General features: G+C 39.1%; 16 protein-coding genes. 4 read left to right on the top strand and 12 right to left on the bottom strand.

Translation table 11 applies throughout. The features are described 5' to 3' along the window. Positions 1–132 precede the first annotated feature (132 nt). The 3 genes from ACIQXU_RS09355 to ACIQXU_RS09345 form a co-directional block, all read right to left on the bottom strand. Positions 133–930 (bottom strand): endonuclease I family protein, encoded by a 798-nt coding sequence (locus ACIQXU_RS09355; RefSeq protein WP_402988500.1) that lies wholly within the window; start codon positions 928–930, stop codon positions 133–135. A gap of 90 nt (positions 931–1,020) precedes the next feature. After that, positions 1,021–1,635: an NUDIX hydrolase gene (locus tag ACIQXU_RS09350; protein ID WP_402868655.1), complete on the bottom strand. Its 615-nt coding sequence runs from the start codon at positions 1,633–1,635 to the stop codon at positions 1,021–1,023. A gap of 314 nt (positions 1,636–1,949) precedes the next feature. Next, entirely contained in the window at positions 1,950–3,290 is a 1,341-nt protein-coding gene (locus ACIQXU_RS09345) for an aspartate aminotransferase family protein (protein ID WP_402868657.1), read from the bottom strand. 393 nt (positions 3,291–3,683) lie between these two features. Between ACIQXU_RS09345 and ACIQXU_RS09340 the strand changes: the two genes are divergently transcribed. Continuing rightward, entirely contained in the window at positions 3,684–4,649 is a 966-nt protein-coding gene (locus tag ACIQXU_RS09340) for a D-2-hydroxyacid dehydrogenase (protein WP_402958739.1), read from the top strand. A gap of 180 nt (positions 4,650–4,829) precedes the next feature. After that, the gene (locus ACIQXU_RS09335) at positions 4,830–5,030 is read left to right on the top strand and encodes a cold-shock protein (RefSeq protein WP_071349777.1); all 201 of its coding nucleotides are present in this window, start codon (positions 4,830–4,832) and stop codon (positions 5,028–5,030) included. Positions 5,031–5,248: 218 nt separating this feature from the next. Here ACIQXU_RS09335 and ACIQXU_RS09330 read toward each other — a convergent pair whose 3' ends face one another. The 8 genes from ACIQXU_RS09330 to ACIQXU_RS09295 all read right to left on the bottom strand — a co-directional run bounded on the left by ACIQXU_RS09330 (position 5,249) and on the right by ACIQXU_RS09295 (position 14,367). Beyond that, positions 5,249–6,079, bottom strand: a complete 831-nt coding sequence (locus ACIQXU_RS09330) for an enoyl-CoA hydratase-related protein (protein ID WP_402868662.1) — start codon at positions 6,077–6,079, stop codon at positions 5,249–5,251. Between the two features lie 199 nt (positions 6,080–6,278). Further along, the gene (locus ACIQXU_RS09325) at positions 6,279–7,271 is read right to left on the bottom strand and encodes an ABC transporter ATP-binding protein (protein ID WP_402868663.1); all 993 of its coding nucleotides are present in this window, start codon (positions 7,269–7,271) and stop codon (positions 6,279–6,281) included. 12 nt (positions 7,272–7,283) lie between these two features. Next, positions 7,284–8,294: an ABC transporter ATP-binding protein gene (locus ACIQXU_RS09320; RefSeq protein ID WP_402868665.1), complete on the bottom strand. Its 1,011-nt coding sequence runs from the start codon at positions 8,292–8,294 to the stop codon at positions 7,284–7,286. 48 nt (positions 8,295–8,342) lie between these two features. Next, positions 8,343–9,272: an ABC transporter permease gene (locus ACIQXU_RS09315; protein ID WP_402988497.1), complete on the bottom strand. Its 930-nt coding sequence runs from the start codon at positions 9,270–9,272 to the stop codon at positions 8,343–8,345. After that, on the bottom strand, positions 9,272–10,201 hold the full coding sequence (locus tag ACIQXU_RS09310) for an ABC transporter permease (RefSeq protein ID WP_402869855.1): 930 nt from the start codon (positions 10,199–10,201) through the stop codon (positions 9,272–9,274). The genes ACIQXU_RS09315 and ACIQXU_RS09310 overlap by 1 nt, the downstream gene beginning before the upstream one ends. A gap of 119 nt (positions 10,202–10,320) precedes the next feature. Further along, entirely contained in the window at positions 10,321–11,955 is a 1,635-nt protein-coding gene (locus ACIQXU_RS09305) for a peptide ABC transporter substrate-binding protein (protein ID WP_402988495.1), read from the bottom strand. A gap of 531 nt (positions 11,956–12,486) precedes the next feature. Continuing rightward, positions 12,487–13,068, bottom strand: a complete 582-nt coding sequence (locus ACIQXU_RS09300; RefSeq protein ID WP_402868670.1) for a GNAT family N-acetyltransferase — start codon at positions 13,066–13,068, stop codon at positions 12,487–12,489. A gap of 63 nt (positions 13,069–13,131) precedes the next feature. Further along, positions 13,132–14,367, bottom strand: a complete 1,236-nt coding sequence (locus tag ACIQXU_RS09295) for an NAD(P)/FAD-dependent oxidoreductase (protein WP_402988493.1) — start codon at positions 14,365–14,367, stop codon at positions 13,132–13,134. 344 nt (positions 14,368–14,711) lie between these two features. On the opposite strand from ACIQXU_RS09295, the gene ACIQXU_RS09290 reads away from it, so the two are divergent. Both ACIQXU_RS09290 and ACIQXU_RS09285 read left to right on the top strand, forming a co-directional pair. Continuing rightward, the gene (locus tag ACIQXU_RS09290) at positions 14,712–15,338 is read left to right on the top strand and encodes a CAP domain-containing protein (RefSeq protein ID WP_402958731.1); all 627 of its coding nucleotides are present in this window, start codon (positions 14,712–14,714) and stop codon (positions 15,336–15,338) included. 201 nt (positions 15,339–15,539) lie between these two features. Further along, entirely contained in the window at positions 15,540–16,139 is a 600-nt protein-coding gene (locus ACIQXU_RS09285) for an exonuclease domain-containing protein (RefSeq protein WP_402868676.1), read from the top strand. Between the two features lie 176 nt (positions 16,140–16,315). Here the strand turns inward: ACIQXU_RS09285 and ACIQXU_RS09280 are convergent, their stop codons facing one another. Then, positions 16,316–18,706, bottom strand: coding sequence for a YhgE/Pip family protein (locus ACIQXU_RS09280; RefSeq protein ID WP_402988490.1), 2,391 nt, complete (start codon positions 18,704–18,706; stop codon positions 16,316–16,318). Between the last annotated feature and the right edge of the window lie 81 nt (positions 18,707–18,787).

Here is an 18,787-nt window from a genome sequence, read left to right as displayed (position 1 = left end):
AAGGATTGAAGCAGTGGAAGCTGCTCAATCCTTTTTGAGTTCATTATCCTGTAGGCTTCTTTCAATATAACATTCAAGAGAAACCCTAACCTCATGTCCATACATATTTTAGTTCGTAAAACAAACGTCTTTTTAAGTCCACTCACCTGCCATTTCGGGGAAATCGATAAATGGGTTGCGATTCCCTTGTACTTCGAATATGGCCTGATTACGATGTTTTTCATATAAGTTAACCGGAAAACGATGATGCCAGTCCAATAATAGATTGATATCGATATTCTCTTGATCAATAATCCCTTCATATCGCAGTAAAAAATACAAAGTGGCCCTCGCTACGATTCCTTTTCCATATTCAGGCTCAAATTTTCCTTTTTCAGCTTTGCCACATCCGGCTTTTATCCCTCGTACTTGAGGTTCTGGGGAATAGTCCACAAAGTCATGATAAGGGGAATTCCCGCGGCTACTATTACAAGTTGGCTCACAGGCAAATAAATGATGTAAGTCCCCTCTCATCGGTTCTTTTTTACTAAACCATGATTGAGGAACGACATGTTCACAATTAAGAGACATACTATTAACCTCAAAGGATTGACTTCCTTTCGTTAACAGTTCAAGAACTCGAATATCTGCTTCTATGACTTCGACAGGATCCATACCTTTACCGGAATACAAGCTTTTCAGCTTTCCATCTTCCTGAAGATCAACCCATGGATATAAAAAACGATGGGGTGAGTAACTCGGCTGGTTTACATGAGTACTTCTTAACAAGGAGTTTAAGTGTTCCCTAGTCCAGGGACCGCCAAGATAATAAATTTCCCGACTTTTCAAATCTTTTATTTCATCATAGTACTCATGGCTCACTTTATATTTTTTAAGCTCTGCTATAGATTGTTCTCGTTCAATTTCCAATCGTCTCAGCGTGTATCTCATCCCTCATCCCCCTCTTCATCAAAAACCGTTTTTTACCATATATATAGTTTATTTGGATTTACTGATAAAGAAAAGGTGCTTTAGAAGGGTCTAACGTAGAATTTTAATAAAGTGGGTAAGTATGGTTGCCGTCATTCCCCAAATGACACGGCCTTCATATTGGTAGAAATATTCTTTCGTCTGTCTTGGTTGCCATTTATAATTCTCTCCACCAACAACTAAATCGTGTGGAAAGTTTTCTAATGGCTCGACTTTAAAATTCACATGATATATCTCTGGAGGCTTTTCCATGAAAAACGAAAGTGGAACAGTAAAGACCGTTTCGACTTCAGATGGGTTGGGTGCCAATGGTTGATCACCTCGGATAAATCCCACATATGGGTACACAATCATCCCAAAAGGGGATACAAGATAATCGATTGGAAATACATTATATATATCCTCTTTTGCCACACCTAGTTCTTCGTACGTTTCACGAAGGGCAGCCGTCTGCTCATCCATATCAAGATGATCAATTCTTCCACCAGGAAAACAAATATCCCCCGGTTGCCTTCTCAATTGATGTGAGCGCTCTTCAAACAGGACGTGTATGCCATCCTCCTTTTCGATAAGCGGTACTAAAACTGCATATTTTGCAAAGTCCCCACTGCCTAAAATAACAGGCGTATGTAAAGTTAATTTTTTCGTTATTTCTTCATTGTTCATGAACCACACCTCTTTTGAGAGTTAATCATTTTTCTAGTTCTTGTCTACATACTTTTATTATGTACCAAAAAGACCATTTTTTTAAACCAAAAAAGTTGATAGCCCCTTCCATTCAAATGAAGTGCTATCAAACTATCAATTTAATAAAGAAAAATGGCCTGTATCTCTTTACTTTACAAGAGAGCTAACTTAACGCTAAGCACCCTTAAACAAAATATTTTTTATAGTATATCATTTCCAATGGCTAATAAACAAAAAGAAAGAACAGAATGAGATATCTTCTGTTCCGCCTTAATACATTTCCGTTTCTATCTTTAAAACTCAGCTAAAGTTCGCTTTAAGGTTGTTACGATGAAAGAATAATCCTCTTCGGTGATACTTAACGGGGGTGCTAGTGTCAATACATTATTAAAACCTGCTACCGTATCGCCATTTTTTCCGATGATCAATCCATTTTCCTTGCAAGAAGCAATAATTTTATTGATTTTGGATAATTCAATCGGTTTTTTCGTTTGCTTATCTTCTACAAGTTCAATTCCGACTAACAAGCCTTTACCACGTACGTCACCAACATTAGGGTGGGATTTCATTTCATCTAAATCCTGCAAAAGGCGAAGGCCTAGTTCTTTCGAGCGTTCAATCAAATTTTCTTTTTCATAGATTTCCATATTTTTTAAGGCGAGTGCGCAAGAAGCAGGGTTACCACCGAATGTATTTACATGCCGAAAACGGTCATAATCTTCTGTACCTACATATGCCTCATATATTTCCCGTTTGACAGCCGTTGCGGATAAAGGAAGATAGGCACTTGTAATCCCTTTTGCCATCGTAATGATATCCGGCTGTACATCATAATTCATAAAACCGAACTTCTTACCCGTACGACCAAAACCACAAATCACCTCATCTGAAATCAGCAAAACGCCATTTTTATCGCAAATATCTTTAACCTTCTTCATATACCCCTCTGGAGGCATAAGAATACCTCCACCTGTAATGATTGGTTCCATAATAACTGCAGCAACAGTTTCACTCAATTCCCATGTGATGGCACGTTCAATTTCAGAGGCACTTTTCTCTCCACTTTCGTCCTCTGGATTTCGATATGAATCAGGAGGCGTCACATGAAGAAAACCTGGAGCAAGCGGTTCGTATTTATATTTTCTCTGTGCCTGACCTGTTGCTGCCAACGCCCCCATTGTATTCCCATGATAGGACCTGTAACGAGAAATGAATTTATAACGGCCATGTTCCCCTTTTTGCTGATGATACTGCCTTGCAATCTTAAATGCTGCTTCATTCGCTTCTGAACCGCTGTTGGAAAAGAAAATTACATAATCACCGCCGAGCCAATCATTCAATTTTTCTGCCAGTTTAATAGCTGGAATATGACTATTCGTTAAAGGAGAATAGGGAAGTTCCTTTAACTGTTCATAAGCTGCTTCAGCAAGTTCTTCCCTTCCATATCCTACATTGACACACCATAAACCAGACATTCCATCCAGATAACGATTTCCATCAATATCAGTAATCCAAGCCCCTTTACCTTTTTCAACTACCATCGTTCCTGGATTTGGTCCAGCACCTTTCATATTATGCCAAATATACTTTTCGTCCATTTGTTGTAAATCCTTCAATTCTTTTTTAACTTGCATAATCCTCTGCACCCCTTTCTATTCTATAAAGAAAGGTCGAACCTGATATGTTTCGACCCCTATTTCGTATGAGTATTTAGCCATAAATCGCTTTTTTCTTTACGGTTGCTGGATCCCACTTTTTCATTCTTGACCTCTGATTCCATCCGAAAGATATTTCTTGTTTTCATTATATTTTTTAAACGGATTTTTTACATTAGACGTTTTGTAAAGTAAACGATTGAATATTTAAACATTTTGTTCGCCGTGATAAACCATCATGGTGAATATCAAAGTTTTTATCTCCTCTTCAAATTTCCCTCACATATAAATAGCCTATAAAAGGCACTATCATTGTATTCCCAAAGAAGTTTACGTATAATTCAGAAAAGTGAATTAGATGGGAGGGTTTAAATGAATAAGCGGAAAATCATTATAAGCCAGGACTTGAATGAACAGTTGCTGAATCAAATTAAAGAGTTGATTCCGGAGTGGAATATTATAATAGGGAGAAATCCAGCGATATGGAAGAATCATATTCATGAAGCTGAAATAATTGCAGGTTGGAAAGCAGAAATGAAGCAACCCATTATACAAGGGGAAGGAAAAAATTTAAAATGGGTACAGACATGGAGTGCAGGAGTAAATGCTTTGCCACTGGATATCCTTGAAAAAGATCATGTTCAGATTACGACGGCAAATGGAGTTCATGCCTACCCTATTTCTGAAACTATTTTCGGCTTACTCCTTGCTTTCACTAGAAAAATTGATACGTATGTTAAACAACAACAGAAAAAAAACTGGCATCACGCTCATATGAAACAGGAAATTCACAATAAGACTATCGGAATCATAGGGGTTGGGAAAATTGGTAAAGAAACGGCGAAGATTGCCAAAGCCTTCGGGATGACGGTCATCGGAGTTCGCCAGTCAGGTAGGCCAGAAGAATTCGTGGATGAAATGTTCAAACAGGACCAATTACAAGATGTTCTTCCTAAATGTGATTACGTAATCGTCACTTTACCTCTAACCTCTAAAACAAGGAATATGTTCGGCACAGATGAGTTCAACTCGATGAAGTCCTCTGCTTTCTTCATTAATGTTGGTCGTGGCCCAATCGTAATTGAAACCGAATTGATACAAGCCCTTGACGCTCATCAGATTGCCGGTGCGGGGCTTGATGTATTTGAAACTGAACCACTTCCAGAAACTAGCCGATTATGGGAGATGGATAATGTCATCATGACTCCACACACTTCAGGAAATACTGAATTTTACGATCAACGTCTAATTGAAGAAATCTTTATACCGAATTTAAAGAACTTCCTTTCTGGTGAAAGCCCTGAAATCAATTTATTAAATTATAAAAAAGGTTATTGACGGGATTTACCATGTAAATAAAAGGATCAATACTATATCCATTGCAAAATCCGACAGTATCTGTTATTCTTAAAAAGAATTATTTTTGTTCTTGAAGATTGATAAGTGAAACACTTTCCTTCTGAAAATTGAGCAAGGGTAGTAACACAATGTGTGGATTCACACTAGGAGGCAACAAAAATGGAACAAGGTAAAGTAAAATGGTTTAACGCAGAAAAAGGATTCGGCTTCATCGAACGCGAAAACGGAGACGATGTATTCGTACATTTCTCAGCTATTCAAAGCGAAGGCTTCAAATCATTAGACGAAGGTCAATCAGTTACTTTTGAAGTTGAGCAAGGTCAACGTGGACCCCAAGCTACTAACGTTCAAAAAGCATAATAATATCCATCATATATAATGGACTCTACTCGTAGAGTCCATTTTTGTTGTTGTTTTTTATAGAAATCAAAAAAACCCCATCAAATTGATGGGGTACACGAAACAAGTTTAGTAAATGGTAACCAAAGTATAACACACTAAGAACGGAAACCCTAATTATTCCGAAAAGTACAATAACAAGCCTGTTTACTTCATTATATTATCGAAATTGCTCCTATTCATTCGACACCCCATGGATAGAACGGTGGCATATCCGTACTGCTCTTCATCGTAAATTTTGCTTTCCGATTTTCCAGATAAGCTCCAATCCCTTCTTGTGCATCCGCTTGCTTCCCAGTCCAATGGAGCATCTTAGATTCAATTTTATGTGATTCATGGGGATGATTGGCCCCCAGCATCGTCCACATTAGTTGCCTAGATAATGTAACAGAAATAGAAGAGGTATTTACCGCTATCTCATTGGCAATTTTCATGGCTGTAGCCATCAACTGATCAGGCTCGACAACTTCGTTTACTAATCTTGCTTCATACGCTTCTCGTGCGGAAATCATTCTACCGGTAAACACCCATTCAGTTGCCTTACCCATGCCCACGAGTCTTGGCAGGAACCATCCACTACAGGCCTCCATCGTAATTCCCCGCTTTGCAAAATCAAAGCTCATTTCCGCATCAGATGAAGCAAGCCGGATATCCATCGGTAAAGTCATAGTGATTCCAATCCCGATAGCAGAACCATTAATTGCGGCAATAATTGGTTTTTTCATATCAAATATTCGTAATGACAAGACCCCACCAGCATCTCGATATTCCACTAAAGGAGTATGGTCCATAAATGTTTCCACGCCTTTTTCCAAATCCATACCAGAACAATACCCTTTTCCGGCACCGGTCATTATAATCGCCCGTACTTCATCATTTTCATCCGCTTTATCAAAGACTTGAATCAGCTCTTGACACATTTTTTCATTAAAAGCATTCATTCTTTCAGGGCGATTGAGTGTAATGATCATAACATGATCAACAATTTCAGCTTTTATTGTAGAATACACTTTTATTCCTCCTTATCTCACAGAGCATAAAGACACCGAATAATATTTTTACATATAATAACATTTTATATGTTTGATTTCCCAAAAGATAGAATTAAGTATAAGAGTCCTTAATCTTTTCTGTCTATTTAGTTGAGATTCATCCCTTGGATGTAAAAAAGACCAGTTGCACAAAGGCCAACCGGTCTTGCTATTTGATTCACCAGTATAAATGGCAAGCAACGAAGTGCCCTGGCTTTTGTTCTTTCCATTCTGGTATGGCACTGGAACACACTTCCATGGCTTTTGGGCAACGTGTACGGAATACACACCCACTCGGTGGATTGATTGGACTAGGTACATCACCTTTCAAAACAATCCGCTCCCTTTTAACTGTAGGATCTGGAATGGGTACAGCAGATAGTAATGCTTGTGTATAAGGATGTAGCGGATCCTTAGTAAGAGAATCACTATCCGAAAGTTCCATCATCCTACCTAAGTACATAACTAAAATACGGTCTGAGATATACTTTACCATTGATAAATCGTGAGCGATGAATAAATAGGTCAACCCCATCTCCTTCTGCAATTCTTTGAGTAAATTTACTACTTGGGCTTGGATGGATACATCAAGAGCTGATATGGGTTCATCACACACAATGAATTTTGGATTTAGCGCTAACGCCCTTGCAATCCCGATTCGCTGACGTTGTCCGCCACTGAATTCATGTGGGAACCGACTGATATGTTCAGGATTTAGACCAACCAGCTTTAGCAAGTCTTCTACTCTCTTCTTTTTTTCTTTTCCTTTTAAAATCCCATGAATGGCAAGAGGTTCTCCTATTAGTTCCTCTACTTTCATACGAGGGTTTAGCGATGCATACGGATCTTGGAAAATCATTTGGATTTCTCGACGGACTTTCGACATTTCCCCCTGTTTATAATCAAAAATATTTTTCCCTTGAAAAAGGACTTCTCCATCTGTCGGCTCATATAGTCGTGTGATTGTACGTCCTGCCGTGGATTTACCACAGCCGCTCTCCCCAACTAGACCAACAGTCTCCCCCTCAAATATCGTAAGGTCCAGTCCATCAACAGCTTTCAACGAATCGGAACCGATAGGAAAATACTTCTTCAAATTTTTTATTTCAACAAGACGAGATCTTTTGCTGAGATCTTTTTCTTTTAATGACTCATTTTTCAATGAAACCATGACTCTCCTCCTTTATACCGTAGTCGTAGATTGATCTCTTGTTGCTTTTGCCATCGGATGATGAAGCCAGCATGCTGCCGTCTGTCCCACTTCCACCTCTTCAAGTTCCGGGTTATGGTCTTTGCATACTTTCATTGCATATTCACATCTTGGATAAAAGGGGCAGCCCTTTGGTGGATCTAATAAATCGGGAGGAGACCCAATGATTGGAATCAACGGATCCGTTTTTTCCATATCTAGCCTTGGCACGGTTTTGAGAAGACCCTTTGTATAGGGATGCTGTGGATTTGCAAATATCGCTTCTACCGTTCCAGTCTCCACAACCGTGCCCGCATACATTACAATTACGCGATCGCAGGTTTCTGCAACAACACCTAAATCATGTGTTATAAGGATAATAGAAGTATCCATCCTTCGCTGAATATCTTTCATAAGTTCTAAGATTTGTGCTTGAATCGTTACATCCAATGCAGTTGTTGGCTCGTCAGCAATTAATAATTGTGGATCACAGGCCAGGGCTATCGCAATCATTGCCCGCTGACGCATCCCCCCCGAAAACTCATGCGGATATTGTTGCATCCTTTTTTCCGGTTGTGGGATGCCCACCAACTTTAAAGTATCTAAGGCCCTTTCATATGCATCTTTACGAGAGATTTCTTTATGTTTTAAAATAGACTCCATGATTTGAGTGCCTATCTTGGTTGTCGGGTTAAGCGAAGTCATCGGATCTTGAAATATCATACTGATATCATTGCCTCGAATTTTCTGCATTTCCTTTTCATTGGCTTTAACGAGATCTTTTCCATTAAATAGTATCGATCCTTTTTCATACTGCGCCGGTGGTGTTTCCAATAATTTCATTATGGACTTCGCCGTTACGCTTTTTCCGCACCCAGACTCTCCTACAATCCCAATGGCTTCCCCTTTTTCCACCTGGAAGTCCACACCTCGGACAGCCTGCACTTTACCCGCATACGTATGGAAGGTGATGTGCAGATCATTGACCTCTAACAATTTCCCCATTAACGTCCCTCCTATTCTAGTTTCAATATCTTTATGATTAGGACTCTATTATTTTCTAAGCTTTGGATCCAGTGCATCCTGAAGCCCATCACCCACTACATTGAAGGCAAACATCGTCACCGAAATAAGGATGGCTGGGATTAAAAGCTGATAGAAATTACCGACTAAAATACTTCCCAAAGCATCACTTGTAAGGGTACCCCAACTAGCTTGAGGAGCTGGCACACCTAGACCTAAAAAGCTCAACGTCGCCTCGGCAAAAATTGCAGTAGGAACGGTCAATGTTAAATTTACTGAAATAGGTCCCATTGTATTGGGAATCATATGTTTCCTTAATGTCCAATTCGTATTGGCACCAGAGATAGTGGCTGCATGGACATATTCATTTTCCTTTAGCTGTAATACCTGGCCCCGGACCAATCGAGCCATTGGGATCCAGCCTGTGATCGTCATTGCGATGATAATTGGTAATATACCAGGATCTAAAACTACCATCATTAGAATGACCATCAGTAAATATGGAATGGCATAGATGACTTCGGCAAACCGCATCATTAAATTATCCGTGCGCCCACCACGTATAGCTGAAATCCCACCATAAATGACACCGATTATAAAATCGATAAGAGCAGCCATCAATCCTATAAATAAGGATATCCTCGCCCCATACCAGGCTCTCGTAAATAAATCTCTTCCGGCTGTATCCGTACCGAACCAATGTTCAGCGTTTGGTCTAAGATTCTTTTTTGCAAAATCTTGTTCGTAATATGAATATCCATTCATGTAGGGCCCGAAAATAGCCATAAACACTAATAGGACAATAAGAACAAAACCTGCCATGGCCAGCTTATTTTGCTTAAACCTTCGCCATACATCAGACCAAAATGATATGGTTGGCCTTGATATTTTTTCCGCTTCCTTAAAATTATCTTCTGCGGGCGAGAACATTTCTTCGGTTAAATGCACTTTTTCTGCCATTATTTACTCTCCCCCGTCACTTTAATTCTCGGGTCAATCAACGTATAGGCTACATCCACTATGAAAATCAATATGACAAGCACTGCACTATACACTATTGTGGAACCAAGAATAACCGGGTAATCCCGATTGAAGATTCCTTTTACAAACATCTCTCCCATCCCCGGAATTCCAAAAATGCGCTCAATAATGAAACTTCCCGTTACAATGTTGGCCGTCAAAATGCCAAGAATCGTAATGACAGGTAAGATGGCATTTCGAATCGCATGTTTGATAATAATGCTACTTCTTTTCAAGCCTTTGGCCTTAGCGGTCAATATGTAGTCCTGACCCATGACTTCCAGCATGCTCGTCCGCATTAACCTTGCAATAAAGGCCAGTGGCATCATGGACAGGGCGATAGAAGGTAAAATCGTATGTTTCCAAGTCGCCCATGTAGCAACTGGAAACACTTTGAATTCTATAGCGAGATAATTAATCAGCACTGTAGCTAAGATAAAGTTCGGCACTGATATACCAACAATCGCAATGATCATTGATAGATAATCAGGTATTTTATTTCGATATAAGGAAGCCACTACACCTAGAATCAGACCAAAGAAAACGGCAATGGCCAACGCTTGCGCACCTAAATGTAAAGATACTGGGAACCCGTTCACAATATAGTCATTCACGGAAATGGATGAAGATTTTAAGGAAGGACCAAAATCAAACCGAAGCACTTCCAATAAATAATTCCCATATTGGGCTAATAGTGGTTTGTCTAATCCATAATGGGCTTGTAGATTTTCATATACTGCAGGAGGCATTGTCCCTTCTTTAGCAAAAGGATTTCCTGGTATGGAATGCATAATGATAAAAGTGATTGTAATGACCGCCCATAAAGTTATAATTGCCCATTTTAATCGATTCATCGTATATCTCAACATGGTAATCACCTCAATTCTCGTTTTCATAGAAGTTTAAAGCAGAAATGAATTCATGAAATTTTCAACTGAAAAATGGGGTATGTCCGAATAAGGACATACCTCCCATCACTATCGTGCCTTTATTTTTTGTCTGCGTAAATAAAGTTTGGATATTCGTTGATTGGTGCATAAATTCCTGTAACATTCGATTTAACCATGTATGGTTTAGTATAGAAGTAAATCGGGATAATCGGCATTTCATCAATTAATACTTTTTCAGCCTTGTGTAGAATAGGCATGCGATCTTCCGGTTTCAATGCAGTTTTTGATTCCTTAAGATACTTGTCGTATTCCTTGTTAGACCAATCGGCATCATTATAAGCGCCATCAGTCTCCCAAAGCATGAATGTCATTGGATCGACATAATCACCAACCCAGCCAGCACGTGAAATTTGGAAATCTCCCGCTTTTTCACGGTCTAATTTAACCTGGAATTCAGCATTTTCCAATTTGACTTCAACACCTAAATTTTTACGCCACATTTCTTGTACAGCTTCGGCAATTTTCTTATGGGCATCTAATGTGTTAAATAAAATGGAGAAATCAGGCATTTTTTTCATACCCTCTTCTGCAAGGCCCTCTTTTAATAACTTTTTAGCTTCATCTACATTTTCTTCAAAAAGGTTGCCTGTATTTTCCTGGAAATCACCAGTGGCATCAGGAATACCAGGAGGAACGATACCATAGGCTGGCTGTTGGCCACCTTGAGTAACATTATCCGTGATCATTTTACGGTCAATGGCCATGGATAAAGCTTTTCTGACTTTAATATTATTGAATGGTTTCACTTTAGTATTTAAGTTGTAATAGTAAACGGCAAGTTCTGGACCATTTTGGAATTCTTTATCTCCAGAGTTAACCAGCTGGCCTTGTTTGTCCACTGGTAATGGATATGCCAGGTCAAGTTCACCATTCTCATACATTTGCCATGCTGTATTTTCGTCTTCAATTAGAGCGAAATTTACAGCATCCAATTTAACTTGATCTTTATCATAATAATTTTCGTTCTTCTCGATTTTAATGCTCTCTTTATGTTTCCATTCTGTTAATTTGAATGGTCCGTTCGAAACATGCGTCTCTCCCTCTTGAGCCCATTCAGGATTTTCTTCTTGGACTTTTTTATTGATTGGGAAAAATGCATAGAATGATGTTAAGTCCAAGAAATATGGAGTAGGCTCTTCTAATGTAACTTCTAATGTAAGATCATCCGCAGCCTTTACACCAACATCCTCTTCCTTGCCTTTTTTCGCGTTGTACGCTTCTCCCCCTTTAAGATAATAAAGTTGGTAAGCATAGTCAGCCGCAGTGTCAGGATTCAAAGCATATTTCCATGCATATTCAAAGTCATTGGCGGTAATGGGATCTCCATTCGACCACTTTAAACCATCTTTTAATTTAAATGTCAAAGTTTTGCCATCTTCACTAGTCTCCCATGATTCTGCAACTGCTGGAACGATTTCGCCTTCCTCGGTCTTCTTAGTCAACCCCTCGAAGGTATGATTTAGAATCCAAGAATCATGAGTTCCTTGTGCTTTAGCAGGGTGTAGTGATCCAGGTTCGGATGAGTTATTCAGATTTAACACCTTTGGTTCAGTGGATTTATTAGTGCCTTCCTCTTTTTCTTTCGAAGTTTCCTTCGATCCTCCATTACACGCGGCCAGTACCAGTATCATGGCTAAAAACAATGATAGTACTGAAAATTTAGACTTTTTCAAATGTTTTCCCCCTCTGTACGATTTAATTGTGGAGTCACCCAAGCTCAGGCCCCTCCCATTTCTACTCTATCAACTGCCGGCTTATTTCATTCCGGAAATTTTCTGCGAGGATTAGTTAGAAGTTTAGCGTTCATCATTACACTTAGTCAGCAAACCGATTACACTCGTTTTGCCCTTTTCCTCGGAAAACCCAAAAAACAGCAGTTTAATAGCTTAAAACCACCTTCCTTTCAAACCTCGCAAAAGGATAATATTATTATATTCGACCATAATTTGCTAAACCCTTCAAAATATTACAAAATTAAATAATCTATTTTGTACCCCTTATACTACATTTTTAAATATATACAGCTTTAAAAGTGGACTAAGTTCCCGGATAATCTGGTTTCAAATGGCTGGATGGTTTATGATTCTAACAAAACGATGAATGGATGGAACTTTGGACGTTCATCTATAAATGTTCACATATCAGGCACAAAAAAAGCCCATGATTGGGCATTTTCTCTGATGCACTAAACAAAACTCTCTGTTTCAGTCCCTATAGAAAGCGGGGGGCAATGAGCCAGAATTCAATGCACTATATTCACTATTCAATAACGAAAAGATCCGGACATCTTGAGATTCTTTATTAAAATATAGATAATTTCTAAGCGTTCCTTCTTCCTGAAATCCAACTTTTTTCAATAAGTTAGTCGAAGGCATGTTATGCGGAAAAGCCATCGCGGCAATGCGATGCAACTCAAGTTCATGAAAAGAGAATCTCAATACTTCTCTGACCGCTTCCCACGTATAGTACTTTCGCCGATAATCAGGGTGAACTTCGTAACCTATTTCTGCCCTTTTATTAGACTTATTCAAATGATTTAAACCTACCGTCCCAATGAACCTTCCTGTATCTTTTAAGACCATTCCCCATTGGATTCCTCTTTCATTAATGTATGAGCTTCTAAAAGAATGAATAATCCTCTGTGACTCTTCTAAGCGAAGCAATGTTTCAATGCCCCCATACCGGGTTACCTCTTCCCTTGAAAGGATATCAAACAGACTTTCTGCATGCTGCTTACCTATTTCTATCAAATACAGCCTATCCGTCTCTAATTCAGGAAACTTCATTCCTTTTACCCCCAGTAATCATCCTTTCCTCTATTATTCTATACTCTAGGGCGTGTTTCCTGTTTAACCGATAGTTCCTTTCATAAGAGACCTTTCCTTTAAGTATAGGTTTGAATCGGGATGGCAATTCTTTGTTATCAAATCTCTAATGATTTGTGAGAGAATGACACTATAAACTGTACCATTTCCACCATACCCCATTAAGAAATAGCAGTTAGGGTAATTCGGATAGATCCCAATGGTTGGTAAACCATCATGTGACTCACCAAAGAATGCACCCCAATAATAATCTGCTTGGACCACGCCCTCCAATTCTGGGAATAAACAGACAAGTTGACTCAACAATTCATCCCGCTTATGTATGATTTTTGAATCTCTCTTCTCGGAATAGGTTGTCCTTTCGTCTAATCCACCTATGATGATCCGGTTATCAACCGTTTTCCTTGCATATAAATAAGGCCTTGCCGTTTCCCAAATCATCATTCCTTCATCCCATTTGGCAAGATTCGCAATCTGATTCGTTGCAATGGCATAGGAACTGAGAATCATAGCATTCGGATCATTCACTTCTTCTTGGGCTTCATAGCCTGTGGCAAAAATAACATGATGTGCACGGATAGAATGACCTGTATCGGTGATTAACTCCGTATGATCATCTTTTAAGATTTTTCCATTGATTTTCGTATTGGAAAATATACGCACACCTTGTTGATAAGCCTTTTTCAGTAATAAATGAGCATGCTTATAGGGATTTATTTCGGCGTCATTCCCTGTGACAAGCGCCCCTGCTTTAAAAAAGGAAAAATGTTTTCCTATTTCGTTTTCCGAATAATATTCTACTGGAAAGTTGCGGTTTTGAAGGTTCTGATACTCTTCTTTCAACATAGAAACATCCTCTGGATTAGAAGCATAATACAAACTCTTTCTAATCTTAAAGTCTGAGTCATCAGCTAAGCTTGGGACAACCTTTTTTTCAAGCGTACGTATGGCTTCCAAGCAGAGCTGGACATGTCGAGTACCAGCTTCTTCTCCAAAACTATGAATCAGAGAAGTTAAGGATTTATCATTTGAATATTGTAAAAGACCCGTGTTAGCCACCGTACTGCCTGTACTTAAGTCCCTCTTATCTACAAGAACCACATTAAGTCCCGTCTCAGCGAAAAAATAAGCACAATGTGCTCCGGACGAACCAGATCCCACTATGCAAACGTCACACATAATGTCTTCTTCCAATATTGGATATTTCATTTCTTCATGGTAAGTCTCATTCCAATATAACTTTCCGGATTTCAAATCCATCCTTACCTTCACCTTCCTATTAATGTACGATTTGTACTTGTTTTAGTTCTATATCTATACAATAGAGTCTTATAAACTAATCCTTCTTTACCCTTATCATGGTAAAATGCAAACAAAAAAATAATTCTTTCCGAACAAATATTGATGGATATCATACGGAGACAATGGACTAGCTATACCATTACGCCATCCAAATCAAGATAGTATGTACCTACTTTCTTTTTAGATAGAGCTAATTCTTTCATCCTGGTTTTCCCCTTTTCAAAAATTAACCAGTTTACGTTATCCTAATTTTATAGCATACTAGATTTTCATTACTGAATTTTGTAAAAGGAGGAAGTTCAATGAAGATAATAATTTTACCGTCTGTACTAACTTTATCGCTACTTTTCCCAACTGTGGCTTTAGGGTCCAATTCCTATACAGTGAATAATGGAGATACTTTAACGAAGATTGCTACTGAACATAGTATCAGCCTTTCCGATTTGCTTATGGCGAATCCTATTTTAGATGATCCTAATCAAATTAAAATTGGCCAGGCTATCTCCATACCCACCACCAAAAATGAAACAACCCACGAAAGTAACTCTTCAGTTGAACAACAAGTTCTTGACCTAGTAAATTCTGAACGTTCAAAAGCTGGACTGAAAGACTTGGAATTGGATCAAGAGCTCTCAAATGTTGCAAAAACAAAATCAGGGGATATGCGTGACAATCATTACTTCAGCCATACAAGTCCTACCTATGGTTCCCCTTTCGACATGATGAAGTCCTTTGGTATTGGTTATACATATGCAGGGGAAAATATTGCAGCTGGCCAAACAAGTGCATCTGCAGTGATGAAATCATGGATGAATAGTCCCGGACATAAAGCCAACATTTTGAATGGGAATTATACGCATATTGGAGTTGGATATGTTCAAGGCGGAACCTACAGCCGTTATTGGACGCAGCAATTCATCGGAAAATAAGAAAAAATGCAGCTTATTCGCTGCATTTTTTTCTTTACCCTTTGGCTTTAATAAAAATCCCCCTGAATGTATAGATGGCTCCTTTCATTGTTTGCATCTTTTTTTAAACTTTTATATTATACTAGTCTTTAACGGCTGATATTATACTCCGTTCGCTAAATAAAAAATTTCAGATAGTAGTATACATTGGAGGAAAAGTAATTGTCTAATAGAGTAGGTTTAGTTCTGGATGTTGAGACGACAGGATTGCGACCGGGATCGGATGAAATTATCGAACTCGCTTTAATCCTTTTCACCTATAACAGCGAGACTGGAAATATTTTAAGTCTAATTGAACAAGATTCATTTTTAAGAGAACCACTCTCATATCAAGCAAAACGGAATTACGGTCAAGCATACAGAGTTCATGGAATATCCTATAGTTCTGTAGAGGGGAAAAGTTTTCATGATGAAAAAATCAAATCATATATAAACCGTGCCGATTCCATTTTCGCCCATAACGCCTCCTTTGACCGCAGTTTTCTCTACCAGATGTATCCGGAAATCAATGATCATAAGTGGTTTTGTACAATGCGAAATGTCCCTTGGAAACAATATGGTTTCCTAAATAGTAAACTATTAACCCTGCTTCAAGCCCATGACATCACTAACTTTCAAACACATCGAGCCATGGATGACATTTCATACTTAATGCAATTGTTGCAAAAATCAAATCCATTAGGCCTTCCTTATTTAAAGGATGTTATCGCTAAAAAACCAATGAGAAAATATTCGCCTTCTTCTCAAAAATCTCATGTATAAAAAAAGCAGGAAAATCCCCAGTGAATTTTCCTGCTTTTCCACGTTTATTCCGTTCTGCAAAAAAAGCCAACACTCTTTAAAACGATATAACGAATGAGACTGGCTCACCATATTGTCGTTGTTATCACCTACACCCATTCAAAAAAATAGCGGACTCAGATTGAGTCCGCCTTCCCTTATACCGCTAACTCTTCTTCTTTAGCTAATGCATTTTTTTGCTTTTTGAATCTTAAGCTGTAGTAAACGATAGATAGAATCAAAGCCACTACCAAGAAAATCGCCAAAGTGCCAAGATTATGCCACATGAAACCATAATCGCCTGTGGAGATAACCGCTCTAAAAGCATTAATCGAATAAGTCATCGGTAAGAATGGTGTAAAGTGTTGCAAGAAATTAGGCACCAATTCATTCGGGAAAGTCCCCCCGCTACTAGTCAGCTGAAGAATCAAAATAAGCAAGGCTATAAAACGCCCCGGGTTATCGAAAGCTGCACCTAGGAACTGGATGATCGCCATAAAAGTGAAGCTGGCCATAATACTAATCATGAAGAATAGCGGGATGCTTGTAACTTCAATTTCTAAGCCTAATATCAATATCGTATCCACCAAAATGGCTTGACCTAGCCCGACTAGAGCCATGACACTATATTTACTGATAAACCAACCGAACCCATTTTTAGGAATGACGGCTGGATCCCTCAACGGGAAAATAATCGTCAATACGATTGCTCCAATAAACAAGCTCAATGAAACCAAATATGGTGCAAAACTTGTACCATAATTCGGTACATTATTTATTGGGATTTTATCGACTTTAACCGGACTTGCAAACATATCATAGACATCATCATCCGCTTTGATGTCACTTGCATCCTCCGCTCCATCTTTCAATTCATCATGTAATTCTTTTGATCCATCCGAGAGTTTGGCAACGCCATCTTCAAGCTTAATGGCTCCATTGGCCAATTCTCCCATTCCATTGGTCAGGCTCGATGATCCGTCTTTCAATTTATCTGTTCCAGCAACCAGACTTTTCGATCCTTCTGAAAGTTGGGAAGTTCCACTAGATAATTGCTTGGAACCATCTTCTAATTGGTCAAGTCCCGTGACCAAATTATTGCTGCCTTCCGTTAATTGACCAAGTCCATTCTGAGCCGTATCTATGCTTTCACCGAATGTCGTTAAACCGGCTACCAATTGTCCCTGTCCACTTTCTAGTTCACTTGCTCCACTAGCCAGTTTTCCTTGTGCTTCGGACAATTGGCTGAAACCATCACTAAGCGCGTCCGTTCCTTTTCCAACTTGACTGGCACCATTGCTAAGACTTGTACTGCCTTTGGAAATTTCAGAAGCACTAGCTGAAAGTTTACCTACTCCCTCGGAAACTCCCTTGCTTCCCTCATTAATTTTAGTCAATGATGTAATAAGACCTTCCAAACGCGCTTTTTCAGCTGGGTCTTCCGAAGCCTGAGATTGTTGTTTCAATCCGGAAATAACTTCATCGAGCCCCGCAGAAACTTGAGCCGCACCTGTTTTTGCTTCACTGGCAGCAGCACTCCAATCGTTCAATGAAGATGAAAGTTGACTTGCACCCGCCGCTACACCATTAGCTCCTTCAGACAGAGTTGGAAGTTTTCCTTCAATCTGATTGAAACCTTCCAAGGATTGTTGCAAACCTGTTGCTAACGTACCCGTTCCTGCTTCAGATTTCTTTGCTCCCTCTAAAAGTTCCGTTTGTCCTGCTTTCATTTGCCCGAAACCAGAACTGAATTGCTGTAATCCTTGGTTTAGCTCTTTTGAGCCACTCGCTGCTGAACCGACACCATTCGAGAAGGTCACCGATTTTTCGGCCAACTTTTCAAGGTTATTTTGGATTTCAACCGATCCTGACTGAACAGAACTAATTCCTTCATCCACTTTCTCTGCGCCTTCTTTGGCAGAGTTAATTCCGGTACCTAGTTCTTTTGTTCCGTCTTTCACACTATCCGTACCATCCTTCAGCTCACCTGCTCCATCGCTAGCATCTTTAAGGCCGCTGGCAACATCTTGCAAACTATCGAACATCGACTCCGCATAAGTTTTCGTAACTGCTGAAGAAACCTCTGCCTTGATTTTTTCGGATGCGGCATCACCAATCTTAGTGGAAATGTAGTTATAGCCTTCATTAGATGTGTAAATCAAATCCAATTTTTCCGGTTCATCATCTTGCAAAGTGGTTGCATTCTTAGAGAAATCCTCTGGAATTTCTATTTTCATATAATAGTCCAGATTTTTCAGTCCTTGATCCGCTTCTTTTTGACTAACAAAATGCCAATCAAAGTCTTTCTTTTCCTTCAACTCTCCCACTAAATCTTTTCCAATGGTGAGTTCCTCTTCATTAAATTCAGCCCCAACGTCATTATTGACAATGGCGACCGGCAGTTGGTCAACCTTTCCGTATGGATCCCAAAATGCCCACAAAAACGTTCCGCTATAAAGAAGGGGAATACTGATGATCCCTATGATTGAGATTAGTATTATAGGATTCTTTATAATCGCCAAAAATTCACCCTTTAACGATTTAAACATGATTTTCAAATCCTCCTCCAAGAAGTACTGACCAATTCATTCATTCGGTCATTATCTGCGAGTAATATACCATTTCTTATG

The sequence above is a fragment of the Peribacillus sp. NPDC097284 genome (assembly GCF_044761765.1).
Taxonomy (GTDB): domain Bacteria; phylum Bacillota; class Bacilli; order Bacillales; family DSM-1321; genus Peribacillus.
The sequence above is the reverse complement of the archived record's forward strand: the minus strand, read 5'-3'. Positions and strand labels throughout refer to the sequence as shown.